We start from the raw sequence: 16,035 nt of genomic DNA, 5'->3' as shown, positions 1-16,035 counted from the left end.
CGTCCGGATCACACGCTCGACCATGCCGTTCTGCTGCGGGCAATGCGGGGTAATGAACTCTTGTTCGAGCCCGTAACTCCGAACCAAGGCCGTGTAGTTACGGCTGGTGAAGACCAGGCCGTTGTCGGAACGGAGCAGGAACGGTACGGTGACTCGGCCCAATGAGCCGTAGCGCGTAATCAAGGCTTGTTCCAATGCTGATTCTGCCGTCTTCGACTTGCCTGAACGCGACAGATGCCAGCCAAGCAATTCACGCGTATGGCAGTCGATCACCAGTGCCAAGACAGCCCAGCCATCGCGTCCAGCCCAGATACGGCACAGGTCTGTCGCCCAACGCTGATCCGGAGCCGTTGCGACCGACGGCAGGGCTTTTACCCTTGCCGGAATCCGATGGGCCGCTTTTTAACCTGCCAACCCCTGAGCTGGAAGATCCGTTGCACAGTGTTCGAGGCCTCGTGCGGTCCCGGCGTGTTCATGGCCAGCCATGTTGCGGCGCGCCAGAAGCCGCGCCGTACAGCCGTCGCGGGCCTGCTATATAATGAACCGGTCTGCCCAAAGCACGGCTCAAGAGGTTGTCCGCCGGGCGCGCGAAGGGCCTTTATTCCCATGGCCCGCATCCCATTTCCCGCAACCTTTTCCTACTGCTAGCATCATGCCCGCATACCGTTCCAAAACTTCCACCGCCGGTCGCAACATGGCAGGTGCGCGCTCCTTGTGGCGCGCCACTGGCATGAAAGATGAAGATTTCTCCAAGCCCATCATTGCGGTCGTCAATTCATTCACCCAGTTCGTGCCCGGCCACGTCCACCTGAAGGACCTGGGCCAGCTGGTGGCGCGCGAGATCGAGGCCGCCGGCGGCGTGGCCAAGGAATTCAACACCATCGCCGTCGACGATGGCATCGCCATGGGCCACGACGGCATGCTGTACTCGCTGCCCAGCCGCGACATCATCGCCGACTCGGTCGAGTACATGGTCAATGCCCACTGCGCCGACGCCATGGTGTGCATCTCCAACTGCGACAAGATCACCCCCGGCATGCTGATGGCCGCCATGCGCCTGAACATTCCGGTGATCTTCGTCTCGGGTGGTCCGATGGAAGCCGGCAAGACGCGCCTGGCCAACCCGGTGACCAAGGCCATCGAATTCAAGAAGCTGGATCTGGTGGACGCCATGGTGATCGCCGCCGACAAGTCGTACTCGGACGCCGAGGTGGCCGAAGTCGAACGCTCGGCCTGTCCCACCTGCGGTTCGTGCTCGGGCATGTTCACCGCCAACTCGATGAACTGCCTGACCGAGGCACTGGGCCTGTCGCTGCCCGGCAACGGCACGGTGGTGGCCACCCACGCCGACCGCGAACAGCTGTTCAAGCGCGCCGGGCGTCGCATCGTCGAACTTTCACGCCAATACTATGAGCAGGACGACGAGCGCGTCCTGCCCCGTTCGGTCGGCTTCAAGGCGTTCGAAAACGCCATGACGCTGGACATCGCCATGGGCGGCTCGACCAACACCATCCTGCACTTGCTGGCCATCGCCAGCGAGGCCGAGATCGATTTCGGCATGGACGACATCGACCGCATCTCGCGCGATGTGCCCCAGCTGTGCAAGGTGGCGCCCAACACCAACAAGTACCACATCGAAGACGTGCACCGCGCCGGTGGCATCATGGCCATCCTGGGCGAACTCGACCGGGCCGGCAAGTTGCATACCGACGTGCCGACGGTGCACACGCCATCGCTCAAGGAAGCCCTCGAACAGTGGGATATCACCCTGAGCCGGGACGAAGCGGTGCGTCACTTCTACCTGGCCGGTCCGGCCGGTATCCCGACCCAGACCGCGTTCAGCCAGAACACCCGCTGGCCCAGCCTGGACCTGGACCGCGCCCAGGGCTGCATCCGCTCCTACGAGCATGCCTTCTCCAAGGAAGGTGGCCTGGCGGTGCTGACCGGCAACATCGCCCTCGACGGTTGCGTGGTCAAGACCGCCGGCGTGGACGAGAGCATCCTGGTGTTCGAAGGCAATGCCCATGTGACCGAATCGCAGGACGAGGCGGTGCAGAACATCCTCGACGACAAGGTCAAGGCGGGCGATGTGGTGATCGTGCGCTACGAAGGTCCCAAGGGCGGTCCGGGCATGCAGGAAATGCTCTATCCGACCAGCTACATCAAGTCCAAGGGACTGGGCAAGTCGTGCGCGTTGCTGACCGATGGCCGCTTCTCGGGCGGCACCTCGGGCCTGTCGATCGGTCACTGCTCGCCGGAAGCGGCGGCCGGTGGCGCCATCGGCCTGGTGCGCGATGGCGATCGCATCCGCATCGACATTCCCAACCGCAGCATCAATGTGCTGGTGTCGGACGAAGAACTGGCACGTCGCCGCCAGGAGCAGAACGCCGCCGGCTGGAAGCCGGCCAAGGTGCGTCCGCGCAAGGTGTCGGCCGCGCTCAAGGCCTATGCCAAGCTGGTCATGTCGGCCGACAAGGGCGCCGTGCGCGACCTGTCGCTGCTGGACGATTGATGCAGTGCCGGGTGGCTTGCCACCCGGGGTGTTGTGTTACCGGCAAGCCGCTCATGGAGCGGCTTGTTTTTTTTGGGTCTGCCTGGGGTCCGGCTGTCACGGATCCTGCCCCCCAAGCCGCTACAGCGCCATGCGCTTGACCTTGTGGAACAGCCGGTTGAAATAGATCAGGCTGTCCTTTTCTTCCGAGACGCGCACGTCGGACAGTTCCACGAACATCACCGAGTGCGAGCCGACATCCTTGAATTCCTTGATGCGTCCCTGCAGCTTGACCAGCGCCCCGGCCAGCACCGGCTGGCCCAGTTCACCGGGCTGCTCCCAGATATCCCAGCCGAAACGCTCCTGCATCGGCACCTTGGTGGCGCCCGAGAAATGCATCGCCAGTTGTTCGTGTTCGTCGGCCAGCACGTTGACGCACAGGTGGCCATTCTTCTGGAATACCTCGTGCATGGCGCTGCCGCGATTGAGGCACACCAGCACCGTGGGGGGCGAATCGGTGACCGAACAGACGGCACTGGCGGTGATGCCGCACTGTCCGCCCGGACCATTGGTGGTGATGATCGACACGGCCGCTGGCAGGTGCGCCATGGCGTTGCGAAACTCGACCTGTTCGCGGCTCAGTGGCGCGCGTGGGGTGGCATTGGGGTTAGGGGCAATCCCTGACTTGCTGGCGAGGCCATTGGCACTCATGCTGGGCTCCTGGTTGCACGCCGGTGATGCACGGCGCTACTGATGTCACCAGATTAAGGCAAGGCCAGATCGCCCACAATGCGTGCCGCATGCCCCCGCAGCGGGGGGATTCCCGTATTTCGCCTAGGTATAAATACCTAGATGCGGCGCACACAAGGCACGCGTCGATGCGCCCCGCTGCGCCCAATTTGCCGCATCGGCATGCAATTGCCGGCATCGTGCGGCGCACCACGGCCCATCGTGCCAGCCGGCAATGCTCTTTCGCCGACGGCACGATTGCCTTAAATTACGCCATCGGCGCGGGCCTGCTTTTTGCTATACATCAAGGCAGTCCCCGGCCACTTGTGACAGCGCATGACGGTGCGCCGCGAGGACCGTATCACGCTGGCCATGCCAGCCAACTTTCTGACGGGATGAACATGGATTCGAATTCGCCTGTGGTCTACATCGTCGACGACGATGAAGCCGTTCGTACTTCGCTGGCGTGGTTGCTGACATCGGTCAACATTCGCACCGAATGCTTCGAGGGACCGGAAGCCTTCCTGAAGGCCTTCGATCCCGACAGCCTGTCATGCCTGATCCTGGACGTGCGCATGCCCGAGGTCAGCGGCTTCCAGTTGCAAGAGCGCCTCAACGAAATCGGCGCCGGGATTCCGGTGATCTTCGTGTCCGGCCACGGCGATATCCCGATGTCGGTGCGGGCGCTGCAGAACGGAGCGGTGGATTTCTTCGAGAAGCCCTACAACTCCCAGCAGATGCTCGAACGCATCCAGCTCACGCTCAAGAACGTGGCCGGCAACATGCAGGCACGCCAGCGACGCATGCAACTCAAGAGCCGGCTCACGACGCTGACCGCGCGCGAGCGCCAGATACTGGACAAGGTCATCCTGGGGTTGTCGAGCAAGGTGATCGCGCGCGAACTCGACATCAGCGTCAAGACGGTCGACGTGCACCGCGCCAGTATCAAGGACAAGCTGGGCTGCCAGAGCACGGCCTCGCTGGTGCGCGACGTGCTGCTGGATTTCGGACCGGAATTCCTCAAGGCGGCCTGAGCCGCCACCTTCACCACAAGGCCAGCTGGCTGTCGTCGAGGTGGCGTCGATGCTGCGCCCGTCGGCGCGGATCGACCAGCTCGCCGGCATCGCGGCCTTCGGTGGCGATGCCCTCGATGGCCAGCAACAACTTCTTGGCATGCAGGCCGCCGGCAAACCCGGTCAATTCGCCACGCGCGCCGATGACCCGATGGCAGGGCGCGATGATGGAGATCGGATTGCGGCCATTGGCCGCCCCCACCGCGCGTACCGCCTTCTCGTTGCCGAGCTGGCGGGCGATCTCGAGGTAGGTGCGGGTCTGGCCATACGGGATCTGCAGTAACGCCGCCCATACCTTCTTCTGGAAATCGGTCCCCGCGAAGTCCAGCGGCAGATCGAAAGCGGTGCGCCGGCCCGCAAAATAGTCGTCGAGCTGCCGCTGGGCCAGCAGCAGTACCGGTCGCTGCGGATCGTCCAGCAACGTGCCCAACGGCACCCGGGTAGCGCGATCGTCTTGCCACAACACGGCGCACAGGGCGTCGCCCCGCGCCACCAGCGTCAACTGGCCGACCGGCGATGCGATGCGTTTGCATGCGTGCTGCATGAGTGACTTCCCTGGATGACCGAAGCGACAGATTCTATCGCTTTTTGCGCCGGGCTTGCGACGTCCCCGCGCGGGGCACACCATTGGCCGCCCGTTGCATGCACGGCGGCGATGGCCACCATCGGGAACAGGGATGGATCGGGCGCCGCCTGTGCGCTTGGCCAAGCATCGCCCGCATGGGGCTCAGAGTGTCAGGGCCGACTGACCGCCATCGGTGAGGGCATCGTAGCAGCGGGTGCAGACGCGGCAGAAAAGGTGGGAACGCTTGACATGACGGTGTCGCAATACCAGCTGCAACGCGACCCCGGAACAATGCGGGCAAGCCTCGCGCATCGGCCCGACCGGCACCACGTCGGGTGCCAGCCACCCCTGTTCGGTCATGACGCCATCGACCACTTCGCAGGGATCGAGCTCGACCAGTGCCAGCAACAGCGGCTGGTGCCGATGCTCTACCGAGCTGGCCCGGCGCACCGCGTCGAAGGTCGAAAAGGGTGCGGGTGGCGGCGCGGAAGGCCTGGCCTCCGGATACCGATGTGCGATGCTCATGGATGTCTCCTTCGATGAGTAAGGCTTGCGTGACCAACAGGGCAGGGGGCTGCCAGAATGACAACCCGGGTGTCGCCTCGCATGGGGCGCGATCGGGGCGGCGACGCGACGAGCATTTACTGTAGTCGGCAAGGCGCCGGACTTCAATGGCGGGAACGCAAGAAATTTTGAATCGGCATCCACGGTAGAACTACAATCTCCCCATGACCACATTGAATGACATCGAGGCAGCCGCGCGCCGGTTGCAAGGCCAGATCCTGGAGACACCGTGCGTGGAGTCCCGCACCCTGTCGCAGATCGTCGGCGCCCAGGTTTTCCTGAAATTCGAGAACCTGCAGTTCACCGCGTCCTTCAAGGAGCGCGGCGCCTGCAACAAGATGGTCGACATCGCCAATGCCGGGGACGGCCGCGGCGTGGTCGCCATGTCGGCCGGCAACCATGCCCAGGGCGTGGCCTACCATGCGCAACGGCTGGGGCTGGCGGCCACCATCGTCATGCCCCGCTTCACGCCGGGCGTGAAGATCGAACGCACCCGTGGCTTCGGCGCCAATGTCGTGCTGCACGGCGACACGCTGGAAGCGGCCCGCATCCACGCCTATGAACTGGCGGCGTCGCAGAACCTGATCTTCGTGCATCCCTACGACGATGAGGCCATCATCGCCGGCCAGGGCACGGTGGCGCTGGAAATGCTCGAGGCGGTGCCGCAGCTCGATACGCTGGTGGTGGCCATCGGCGGCGGCGGCCTGTTGGCGGGCATGGCCGTGGCCGCGCGCGCGATCAAGCCCGAAATCGAGATCGTCGGCGTGCAGACGCGGCGCTTTCCCACCATGTTCAACGCCATCAAGGGTACCGAGCACCCGGTCGGCACCAGTACCATCGCCGAGGGCATCGCGGTCGGTACCGCCGGCACCCTCACGCGCGCCATCATCGCGCGCGAGGCCGATGAACTGTTGCTGGTCGACGAGGGCGACATCGAGCAGGCGGTCCTGATGCTGCTGGAAATCGAGAAGACCCTGGTCGAAGGCGCAGGCGCGGCCGGCCTGGCGGCGCTGGTACGCTATCCCGACCGGTTCCGGGGCAAGCGGGTGGGACTGGTGCTGTCGGGTGGCAATATCGATCCACTGTTGTTGACGGCCATCATCGAGCGCGGCATGGTGCGCGCCGGACGGCTGGCGCGGGTCAAGGTCAGCTCGCGCGATGTGCCGGGCACCCTGGCCAGGATCACCGGCATCGTGGCCGAGGCCGGCGCCAACATCGACGAGGTCCACCACCAGCGCGCCTTCACGCTGCTGGCGGCGCAGAACGTGGACATCGAACTGGTGCTGCAGACCCGCGGTCGACCTCACCTGGCGCTGGTATTGCAGGCGCTGCGCACGGCCGGGTTCGAGGCAGAGGAATTGCAGTGAAAGATCCGCTCATTGGCAAAGACACCACACTTTGGCGCCGATGGATTGGCAATTTCGCCTTTTATTTGGCAGATGGACAATAATCCAGATAACTTTGTCGCCTCGGCGCTCGAATTGCGCCATCCTTCCATGCGGAAATTGCTGCGTCGCACTATACTAGGCTTCATTTCCGCGCGGAAATTTCGTCGCCGGCCTGCGTAGTGAAGGCGACCCGGGGGAGCGCCAGCCAGACCGCCAAGCTGCGTACTCGCCGGAGCAATCGATTCAACAACCCAGGAAGACTGCGTTGGCCACGACAGGTCGAGCGCCGATTTCCGATCCGACCACAACGACATGAGTGCCACGCCACCGGACTCCGCCGAATCCGCCTTGCCGCATCCCGTGCGGCTGCGTACATTGATCGACGAGATCAGCCAGCTTACGCTGCATGTGCAAGAACTCAGCCGCATGGCTGAAGAAGCCCGCGAGCTCTACGAGCGCGGCGTGCTGCCGGCCCCGCCCGACCCGCGCGAGCTAGTCGACCAGGTAGAAAACTATCGCCAGCAGCTCGAGGCGGCCATCGTGCATATCTTCGAACAGGTGTTCGGGCCCCGCACCGATACCATCGAGCGCCAGATGAGCATGCGGCTGATTGCCGAGATCGGCCCGGAAGCCTTTGTCCAGAAGGTGCTGTGGGGCGAGGAAATCAGCGATATCGCGCTGACCATCGCGCTGGAGCGGATGATCCCTTCACTGGAGCAACTGGTCGAGCGATATCCCTCGGCCTTCCTGTCGCAGGCCAACTCGCTGCTCAACCAGTTCAAGGCCGGCTGAGCGGTCAGCGCCCGCTCGCCAGTTGGCGCTGCAGATGCGCCGCGAAGCGCGTCGCCGCGATCGATTGCCGATGGTAGGCCAGCGACAACTGGGCGCGCGGGGCCGGTTCTTCGATCTCGATGTAGCGCACCTGCTCCAGTTGCACCTGCTCGATCGCCTCGGGCACGATGGAAATACCCAGGCCGGCCGCCACCAGGTTGATCGCCGAGGTCAGTTGCGGTGCCGACTGGATGACTTGCGGGTCGAAACCTGCAGCCTGGCAGGCGCTGAAGATGCCGTCGTAGAGCGCCGAGCCTTTGCCGCGCGGGACCATGATGAATTTCTCGCCGGCCAGGTCGATCAGGCGCAAGCGCTTGCGCCTGGCCAGCCGGTGCGAGCGGGGCAGCGCCACCTTGAGCCGTTCGGCCGGCAGTTCGACCACCCCCAGCTCTTCCGAGGCAATGCTGACGATCCGTACGAAGGCGGCGTCGAGCTGGGCGCCGGCGATGTCGGCCAGCAGTTGCTCGGTGATGCCTTCGCTCAAGGAGATCTCCAGGGCGGGATGTTGCTGGCGAAATTGCTGGATCGAATGCGATACCAGGCGGTGAAACACCGCCGACGACGTGAATCCCATGCGTAGCACCCCGACCTCGCCGGAAGCGGCCTGGCGCGCCACGCGCAAGGCGCGCTCGGCGTCGTCCACGGCCTGCCGGGCATGCGGCAGGAAGGCCCGACCGACCTCACTCAGCTCGACCCCGTGCGAGGTACGCTTGAACAGGGGCGAACCGATTTCCTGCTCCAGCGCCTTGACCTGCATGGAGAGCGGCGGCTGACCGATGCCGACTTGCTCGGCAGCACGCGTGAAGCTCTGGTGAGCGGCAACGGCGAGGAAATAACGCAGGTGGCGAAGTTCCATGATATCTGTTTTGTATATGCAGCTTGGCTCTTATATATATTGGACAATATAACGGTTTTCTTCCAGACTGGGCAGATTCGAATCCTCGCGGCCCCGGCCGCACTGCCGCACCGATGACCTCCCTTTCCGACCGCGCCGATGCCGTGCGTTCCGGCGCGCCTACCCCGCAACGCAATAGCGCCTTGCGCGGCTCTGCGGCCTATCGTCGCATCACCGTCGCGTTGTTCTGTTCCGGCTTTGCCACTTTCTCGCTGCTGTATTGCGTGCAGCCGCTGTTGCCCGAGTTCGCCCGCGAATTCGGTGTCGGTGCGGCCGGCGCGTCGCTGGCGCTGTCGCTGTCGACCGCGTTGCTGGCGGTGTCCATTGCGGTGGCCGGCATGGTGTCGGAACGCTATGGGCGGCGCGAGCTGATGTTCGCCTCGATGGCGGTGGCCGCCGGTTGCAACCTGCTCACCGCAGTGGCGCCCTCGTGGCACATGATCCTGGCCGCGCGCGCGCTCGAAGGGCTGGCGCTGGGTGGCGTGCCGGCCGTGGCGATGGCTTACCTGTCCGAAGAGATCGACGCCAGCGGCCTGGGCTTTTCGATGGGCCTGTACGTGGCCGGCAATGCCTTCGGCGGCATGATGGGCCGCGTGGCCATGAGCGTGCTGTCCGAAGCATTCGGCTGGCGCCACGCGATGCTGGCCATCGGTGTGCTGGACCTGTTGCTGGCCGCTGCCTTCATCTTCCTGCTGCCACGCTCGCGCAATTTCGTGCGCAGCGCCGGCATGCGGCTAGGCGACCACCTGGCCATATGGAAAGCGCACCTGGCCCACCCGCGCCTGCGGCAGGTATTCGCCATCGGCGGCCTGGCCATGGGCATCTTCGCCACCTCGTACAACTATGCCGGCTTTCGCCTGATGGGTGCGCCGTTCTCGCTCTCGCCCACCTTGAGCGGCCTGATCTTCAGCGCATATGTGTTCGGCATCTTCGCCTCGTCCTGGGCCGGGGCGCTGGCCGACCGCTTCGGCCGGCCGCCCCTGGTGGCCTCGGGCATTGCGATCTCATGCGTGGGGCTGCTGCTGACATGCGCCTCGCTGCTGCCCTTGGTGATCGCCGGCATCGTGTTCATCACGATCGGCTTCTTCACCGCCCATTCGGCCGCCAGCAGCTGGGTCGGCCGCCTGGCGCAACACGGGCGCGGTCATGCCGCGTCGCTGTACCTGCTGGCGTACTATCTCGGCGGCAGCATCCTGGGTTCGGTCGGCGGCTGGTTCTGGGAGCACGCCGGCTGGTACGCGGTGACCGCCTTCATGCTGGTGCAAGCCGCATTGGCCGCGTGGCTGGCACGACGACTGTGGCGCAGCATGCCGGGTGCCTGACGCGGCGCATGCCGGCAGTGGTCGATGGTGGTCATAGCTCGTGGTGATCGTCGTCGGCCCGCAACGTGCCGGAGTCGACGACGGCGGTAGACGCGCTGCACAGGTTGAGCAACGATGAAGACAGGCCGGCGGCCTGGTAGAACTGCTTGGCCGGCGTGAGCAGGGTCTTCGAGCCAAACTCACCGCCGGCGGCGACGGCCCCCAGCAGCGCCGATGCGCAGGCGGTCGAGGCGCCGATGATGTCCGACCCCTGCGCACGCTCGGCTTGTTGCGACAAGGTCGCGATCTTGGCCGCCTCGGCCAGCACCAGGTAGATATTGCCGGCCACGTCGATGAGCTGCATCACCTTGGAAGCACGCGCGCCCGGCATGCGTGCGACCAGTGGCCGCATGTCCTGGCGCCAGGTCCAGCGCGTCCTTGGCGTTCGCACCACCAACTCTGTCAGGCCGCCAGCGAGATAATTGAAGCCCATGCCCAATCCCACCACGGGTGCGGTGACAAGGATGAACCGAGCCGCTCCCTCGGCCTCAGGCTGGCATGCGAAGGCAGCCACCTGCTGGGCCGACCAGCCGGCGGCCTTGATTATCTGGAAGTACATCGTGGCAAAGCGTTGGGTAGGCGAGCCCGGTTCATTGATCTGCCACTTGCTGACCACCGTTCCGAGGTCACCGATGAAGATCAGCAGCGCGCCCGTGAAGTTGACCACCGAGACCAAACGGCAATTGATCGGCTCGACCGGGTCCCTCACGTTACGGCGAAGGCGATGCGCCGTGCCGGCAGGCGCGGTCCGCTGCAATTGCTGGGTCGACAGGTGATCGAACAGCACCACGTCGCGCTTGGTGGCATCGACCGATGATGTATGCGCAGTCGATGGCACTGCCGTCTTGCGGTGCTGGTAGGCAAGCAGCACCGCATCGCGACCGCCGTGGCCGGCCAGCACGGCGCTTAGGAGGTCGAGCACGCCGCTGCGGCGAGAGCGGGCATGCGGGCGACGCAATTCATGCAGCAGGCGGTCGCGCCACAGCGGATCGTCGTCGAACAGCCTTTCGTCGCGTCGCGCCACCAGTGTCAACTTGAGCCGTTGCACCCGTTCGGGAGAACCCTTGAAATGCTCGAGACCGGTCTGGCGCAGGGCGTCATCGCCGACCGACTCGCCAGCGACGAGCTCGAGGGCGGCATCGATGCACGCCTCGTCGCGTGCCAGCGACGCTTCCACATCCGGATCGGTGGTCGACATCTGCAGGAAACGGTACAGGCCCGCCAACCCGGCATAGAACTCGTCGCTGTGCTCGCGTTGCCAGGCCATGTCGACATACATGCCCACCAACCGCTCGCTCATCGAGGATGTGTCGCCCGCCGCGACCAGCTTGCGCCATTCGGCGTCCGACACGCCATCGAAGACGTGCGACAGCGAAAACACCAGCAACTGCGCCAGCACCGCGCTGGCGGTGCGGCGCTCGTCGGCCGCGGCGCCCTTGGTGGCACCGGCGCCGGCCAGTTCGGCCTGTTGTCGTGCCTCCAGCGCACCGCTGAGCACCGCCGCACGCTGCAGTAACGTGACGTCGGCGCGCTCGACCACCGCATTGCCGTACTGCACCACCAACTCCATGGTATCGGCGCCGAACGGCGCGCCGCGGCGCAGGCGGTCGTCCCAGTCGAGCAGATGATCGATATAGGCATCATGCAACCTGCTGATCGCCGCCGCGCCGGCCTGCCAGCCATTGCGGTCCAGCTTTACGCCGGGCGTACAACCGAATATCACCATGCCGCCGTCGCGGTTGTCCCGCACGGCGCCGGTGATGTAACCGGTCGACCCCAGCACCATGTCGCTCACGCCGTAGCGCGGCAACAGCTCGGGTGTCAATTCGAGCCGCAAGGACAGGTTGGCCGTGGCTTGGTCCAGGGGCGTACTGCACAGCAGTTGCAGCCGACCCGGGCCGATTTGCACGATGACGAATTTCTGTGTCTTGCCCGACGCATAGAGCAGCACATCGCGCGCGACGGGAGGCAAGACGATTTCGTCGTCCAGTACCGGACTGACCAGGATGATGACCTTGGTCTCGTCTGCCAGGTCCTCGACGAACTGCTTGCGACCCACCGCGCGCAGTTGCACGGTCAGCGAGCCACACAGCGGATGGCCGCTTTCCTGCGGGCCGATCTGGACGGCGATGGTGTCCTCGTCGTCACGGCCGTATTGCAGGAAGGTGCGGCCGTCGATGGTGATGGAGGCCCTGGGCAACAGGTGCTCCAGCAGCTCGGGATCGGCCTCGATGCGGGCACCAGCGTCCGGGCGCAATGCCGCCAGGTCGATCGTGACCGTGCCACGCAGGCCGCCAGGCAGCAGCAGCAACCCGCCCGCCCCGCTCATGCTTACCGTCCGTCGGTCGAACCGTGACTGGGGCATCAGCGCAAAACAGGCATTGTCCTTGATCTCGATCCTTTGCCGGTCAACCGCGAACTGCGAGAACGACTGGGCACTGCCCATCTCCCTGAGCAGGCTGTTGATGTGCCGATCAAAGGCATGGCGCTGCGCGACGACCGTGCCTTCCACGCTCATCTCGTGGTGCGTACGCTGCCACGAACGCCGTGCGGCATCGTAGGTCCACGGTCCCCAGATCCGGTAGCTGCGCGCCCAGCGTGCGCCATCGCCGGTACCGTCGACCTGGCCGCGCTGCTCCAGCGGTAGCGAGCCATCGGCCAGCAACGTGGCATCGATGGCAAACAGGCCTGCCACCTCCGATGCGGGCAGGTTGGCATCGATCAGGTAGCGCACCCCCCGCAGGCCGCAACCGGCAGGCACGCAATTGCGCCTCACGGCTGCGGTGTCGATCCTGCTGCCGGCGCCCAGCACGATCGGCTCGGCGCCGCCGATGCATGCCATCCACGGCTGCAGCGCCTGCACCATCAGCGCCGGCCGGGCCGAATCGGGATCGTCGCTGACCAGCGCCGGGCCGATCCAGCCCAGGCGCTGCCGCAGCTGGGCTGCGGTAGCGCCGGCCAGGCTATCGCCAAAACGGCTGCCGGATTCGATCACTTCACCGCCAGCACGCCGCATGGCGCGTCCGAGAAAAGCATGCATGGCGACGTAATCGGCATCGTCTTCCAGTACCGGCTGCGACAGCCAGCGCAGCAATTGCGTGAACGGCGGCGAGGTTTCCTGCCATCGACGATGAGCCTGCAGGATTCGTTCGAGCATCTCTTCGAAGCCGTGATGCGAAGCTTGACCCGCGGGTTCCTGGTGACTGGCATCGGTCCAGAACACGGCGCCGATGTCGTCGGCCTCGCCATGGTCGTCCCAGTAGTCCATGGCGCTGATGAGTACCTCCCGGGCCAATGCCATACTGGACGACTCGGCGGCATTATCGAGCAGCTCGGCAATGTCGAGACCGCGCAGCGGCGCCTGGCTGGCGGGCGAACGGCGGTAATAACCGAGCACGCGGTCCTTGACCAGCGCAGGAAAAGCGCGCCAGTAACCGGCCGCATTGCGGCGCCGCTCGGCACCCCAGTCGACGACCCGCGGCGCAGCCCGTGCATCGGCGTAGAGCGACCTGAATGCGCTCCATTTGTCGTCGGCGGCCTGCTTGAGGGAGTCGAGCACTCGCCGCACCCGGGGCGCGACAGGACCGGCGAAGGTAAAGCGGCAGCCGATACGCCGGCCGGTATCGAACAAGGTATAGACCTCCCAGCCCAGCTGAGCGCCTGCGCTCTTGCTGATGTCGATCGAGGGTAGCGGGCCGGCCTGGCCGAGGAAATCGGACTGGCCCGGCAAGATCACCAGCCAGCGCTGGTCGCTGCCGACGCTGTCGGGCGGTGCCGGGTCGAAGCGCACCGTGGCGCCGGCCGGAATGGCCTGCATCTGCACGATATCGCCCGGATGGTCCAGCACCAGCGTCGCCGGGCGCTGCAACAGCGACAGGTCGATCGGCTGGTCGCGCGCGGCATGGCGGTCCAGGCGCAGCTCGGCGCGTCCGGTATCGGCCACCAGTGAGGCCCACTGCCGGCTCCCCGGCGGGACCGCTTCGCCGGGCCCGGCGGCCGGGTCGTCGGCCATCTCGCCACCACCGTCGCCATCGCCGCTGCCGCACACGTCGGCGGCACAGTGCGACAAGGCGGCGATCACCACCTCCGGCGCGTCGTGCGCCTGGCGACGTCGTCGTACGATATCGGCATGCGTGGCCGCCAGTCGTTCCCGCACCTGGCGCGCCGGCATGCCGCGCAACTTCTCCGGTGCGGGCGACGGCTTGTCGTCGGCCCGCGCCAGCGACGCCGCCAGGCATTCACGGGTGGCAACCGACAACGCCGGATTGCCACCCACCTGCTCGGCGTGCAGCCAGTGCCCGAGATCGGCTCGTACGTGCTGCCAGGCGACATGGCGCTCGCGCACCAGGCCGCGTGCCTGGATGAACTCGCGCCAGCCACCCGTGGCGGCCATGGCCTGCGCCATCTCGGCCAGCCAGAACGAAAAGGGGATCAGCTCGACTTCCCGCCGCGCCGGCCATAGATCGAGCGCCGATACCAGCATGTCGGTGGCCAGCGCCACCCGTTCGGGCTCGGTGCCGCTCTTGAGTTCGCGCACCACATCGAGTTCGATCGCCTTGATCCCCTGGCGCGCCGTAAACCCGGCCAGCACGCGACGACGTACCTCGTCGGACAGGTCGCTCCACAGGCGCGCCATGGTCGCCCTGTGTGCTGGCGGGCTGGCCGTCAGCGGCGCGTCGGCATGCATCAGCAGGTGCAGGGTCTGCACGGTGGCGGCCTGCTTGGCCTGGGCCGCGCGCTGCAGCACATCGAGTACCTGCAGCGCCGGGCAGGCCACCCCGGGGGCGAACACGAAGCGCACCGTGGCGCCGCGACCGATGTCGGTGACGGTATAGGTGAGCGCGCCGGTGCTGCTGTCGATGGCCTGCTGCACGTCGATGGTCGGCAGGCTGCCATGGGTATCGACCAGCGTGGTGGCGCTGGGTAGCAATATCAGGTTGCGCTGGTCGTCGGCGGCGTCGGCAGCGGCCAAGGCTGAAAAATGGACGGTCAGGTCGGCAGGCACGGCACGCATCTCGACCGCATCGCGGGGATGGTCGAGCGTGATACTGGCCGAACGGGTCAGCAAGGAGAGGGCCAGCGGCTTGTCACGCAATACCTGGCCATCCATCGGCGCCAGCACATTGGTATCGCCCTTGACGAATGCCGCCCACAGTTCGCTGGCGCGCACTGCAGGTGCCGGCCCGGGCTTACCCTTGTCGGCATGCCGGCCATATCCTGGCGCGTCGACCATCAGCCGGCTGCCGCCCAGGCGACGCCAGGTGGCGCAGGACGGCACGATCACCGGCAGCAATTGCGCCAGTGGCTCATCCCAGCTACCCGGGGAGCGGATATAGCGCTCGATGTAACGCTCCGCGGACAGCCCGGTACGCTTGCGCCGGTTCTGCCACCAGATGCGCAGCAGGCCCGAATTGAGCCGTGGCAACAGGGTATCGGCCACATCGTTGCGCAACGCCTGGATATCGTGGCTGGCCACTTCGTCGCCGCGGGTCTGGCCCAGCCCGAGCAGCACCGCGCGGTAGAAACTGTCGCCGTCGTCGCCGGCCGGTTTCATGCGCTCGCCGACTTGCACGGCGTAGCCACGACCACGACGTTCCACTATCACATCCACGGTAGGCTCGGGCGGGGCCTGCCTGCCACCGCCGGTCGGACCGGAAGCGCCGCGTGTGCGTGGCATCGACCTCGATCTGGCTGGCCGGTCGGCTGCACCGCGGCCGTCCCTATCTATGCTGGCATTGTGCTGGGTTGGAACGATGGGCTCATCGCGTGCATCATCAGACATCCTGACACCTCCATTGAGACGTTTTTTAGGGAGGACAGGTTAAGGCAGCACCCAATACGAGACCGTAGATTTTTGTCGAGAATATTTTGTGATTCTGGGCACGATGCGCAGGTACTAACCCCGCTCCAGGAGCCCGCTTCACAGCTTTCGCAGCCTACGCGTAAAGTGCGGCAGCCGGACGCCATCGGCGTCACGCAAGCAGCCGATCAGGGCCGTGTCCATCCATGTGATCGGGCGCTGCGCACAAGTGCTCTGTCTATGTAGCCGATAGACCAACGACGTTGACCAGCATGCGTGGTCGGAGAAAAGGGTGGGTGCACATGGCTGCTCCCTGCGCCAGGCAAAGTCACAAGGTT

General features: G+C 65.5%; 11 protein-coding genes. 5 read left to right on the top strand and 6 right to left on the bottom strand.

What is annotated here, in order from left to right; genetic code table 11:
• A partial coding sequence (locus PMI40_RS20545) for a DDE-type integrase/transposase/recombinase (protein ID WP_238540990.1) occupies positions 1-312 on the bottom strand: 312 nt, incomplete at its 3' end.
• A 340-nt stretch (positions 313-652) separates the two neighbouring features.
• Here PMI40_RS20545 and ilvD point away from each other — a divergent pair.
• Positions 653-2,512 (top strand): dihydroxy-acid dehydratase, encoded by a 1,860-nt coding sequence (gene ilvD, locus PMI40_RS20540; protein WP_008119350.1) that lies wholly within the window; start codon positions 653-655, stop codon positions 2,510-2,512.
• A gap of 120 nt (positions 2,513-2,632) precedes the next feature.
• Here the strand turns inward: ilvD and hpaC are convergent, their stop codons facing one another.
• A complete protein-coding gene (gene hpaC / locus PMI40_RS20535; protein WP_008119348.1) occupies positions 2,633-3,202 on the bottom strand; it encodes a 4-hydroxyphenylacetate 3-monooxygenase, reductase component in 570 nt (189 codons plus the stop codon).
• Positions 3,203-3,621: 419 nt separating this feature from the next.
• On the opposite strand from hpaC, the gene PMI40_RS20530 reads away from it, so the two are divergent.
• The gene (locus PMI40_RS20530) at positions 3,622-4,254 is read left to right on the top strand and encodes a response regulator transcription factor (RefSeq protein ID WP_008119345.1); all 633 of its coding nucleotides are present in this window, start codon (positions 3,622-3,624) and stop codon (positions 4,252-4,254) included.
• Between the two features lie 10 nt (positions 4,255-4,264).
• On the opposite strand, the gene PMI40_RS20525 is transcribed toward PMI40_RS20530, so the two are convergent.
• Both PMI40_RS20525 and PMI40_RS20520 read right to left on the bottom strand, forming a co-directional pair.
• The gene (locus tag PMI40_RS20525; RefSeq protein ID WP_008119344.1) at positions 4,265-4,837 is read right to left on the bottom strand and encodes a methylated-DNA--[protein]-cysteine S-methyltransferase; all 573 of its coding nucleotides are present in this window, start codon (positions 4,835-4,837) and stop codon (positions 4,265-4,267) included.
• 183 nt (positions 4,838-5,020) lie between these two features.
• Positions 5,021-5,383 carry a hypothetical protein gene (locus PMI40_RS20520; protein ID WP_008119343.1) on the bottom strand — a complete coding sequence of 121 codons (363 nt, stop codon included), beginning with the start codon at positions 5,381-5,383 and terminating at the stop codon, positions 5,021-5,023.
• 203 nt (positions 5,384-5,586) lie between these two features.
• Between PMI40_RS20520 and PMI40_RS20515 the strand changes: the two genes are divergently transcribed.
• Positions 5,587-6,789, top strand: coding sequence for a threonine ammonia-lyase (locus tag PMI40_RS20515; protein ID WP_008119341.1), 1,203 nt, complete (start codon positions 5,587-5,589; stop codon positions 6,787-6,789).
• A 333-nt stretch (positions 6,790-7,122) separates the two neighbouring features.
• Entirely contained in the window at positions 7,123-7,602 is a 480-nt protein-coding gene (locus tag PMI40_RS20510; protein ID WP_008119338.1) for a hypothetical protein, read from the top strand.
• 4 nt (positions 7,603-7,606) lie between these two features.
• On the opposite strand, the gene PMI40_RS20505 is transcribed toward PMI40_RS20510, so the two are convergent.
• A complete protein-coding gene (locus PMI40_RS20505; RefSeq protein WP_008119336.1) occupies positions 7,607-8,497 on the bottom strand; it encodes a LysR family transcriptional regulator in 891 nt (296 codons plus the stop codon).
• Between the two features lie 113 nt (positions 8,498-8,610).
• Here PMI40_RS20505 and PMI40_RS20500 point away from each other — a divergent pair, with 113 nt between their 5' ends.
• Positions 8,611-9,858 (top strand): MFS transporter, encoded by a 1,248-nt coding sequence (locus PMI40_RS20500; protein ID WP_008119335.1) that lies wholly within the window; start codon positions 8,611-8,613, stop codon positions 9,856-9,858.
• Between the two features lie 31 nt (positions 9,859-9,889).
• Here the strand turns inward: PMI40_RS20500 and PMI40_RS20495 are convergent, their stop codons facing one another.
• Positions 9,890-15,574, bottom strand: a complete 5,685-nt coding sequence (locus tag PMI40_RS20495; RefSeq protein ID WP_157221630.1) for a hypothetical protein — start codon at positions 15,572-15,574, stop codon at positions 9,890-9,892.
• Between the last annotated feature and the right edge of the window lie 461 nt (positions 15,575-16,035).

The organism is Herbaspirillum sp. YR522 (genome assembly GCF_000282575.1).
Classification (GTDB): Bacteria; Pseudomonadota; Gammaproteobacteria; order Burkholderiales; family Burkholderiaceae_D; genus Herbaspirillum.
Note: the sequence above shows the minus strand (reverse complement) of the source record. Positions and strands in the feature narration are given on the sequence as shown.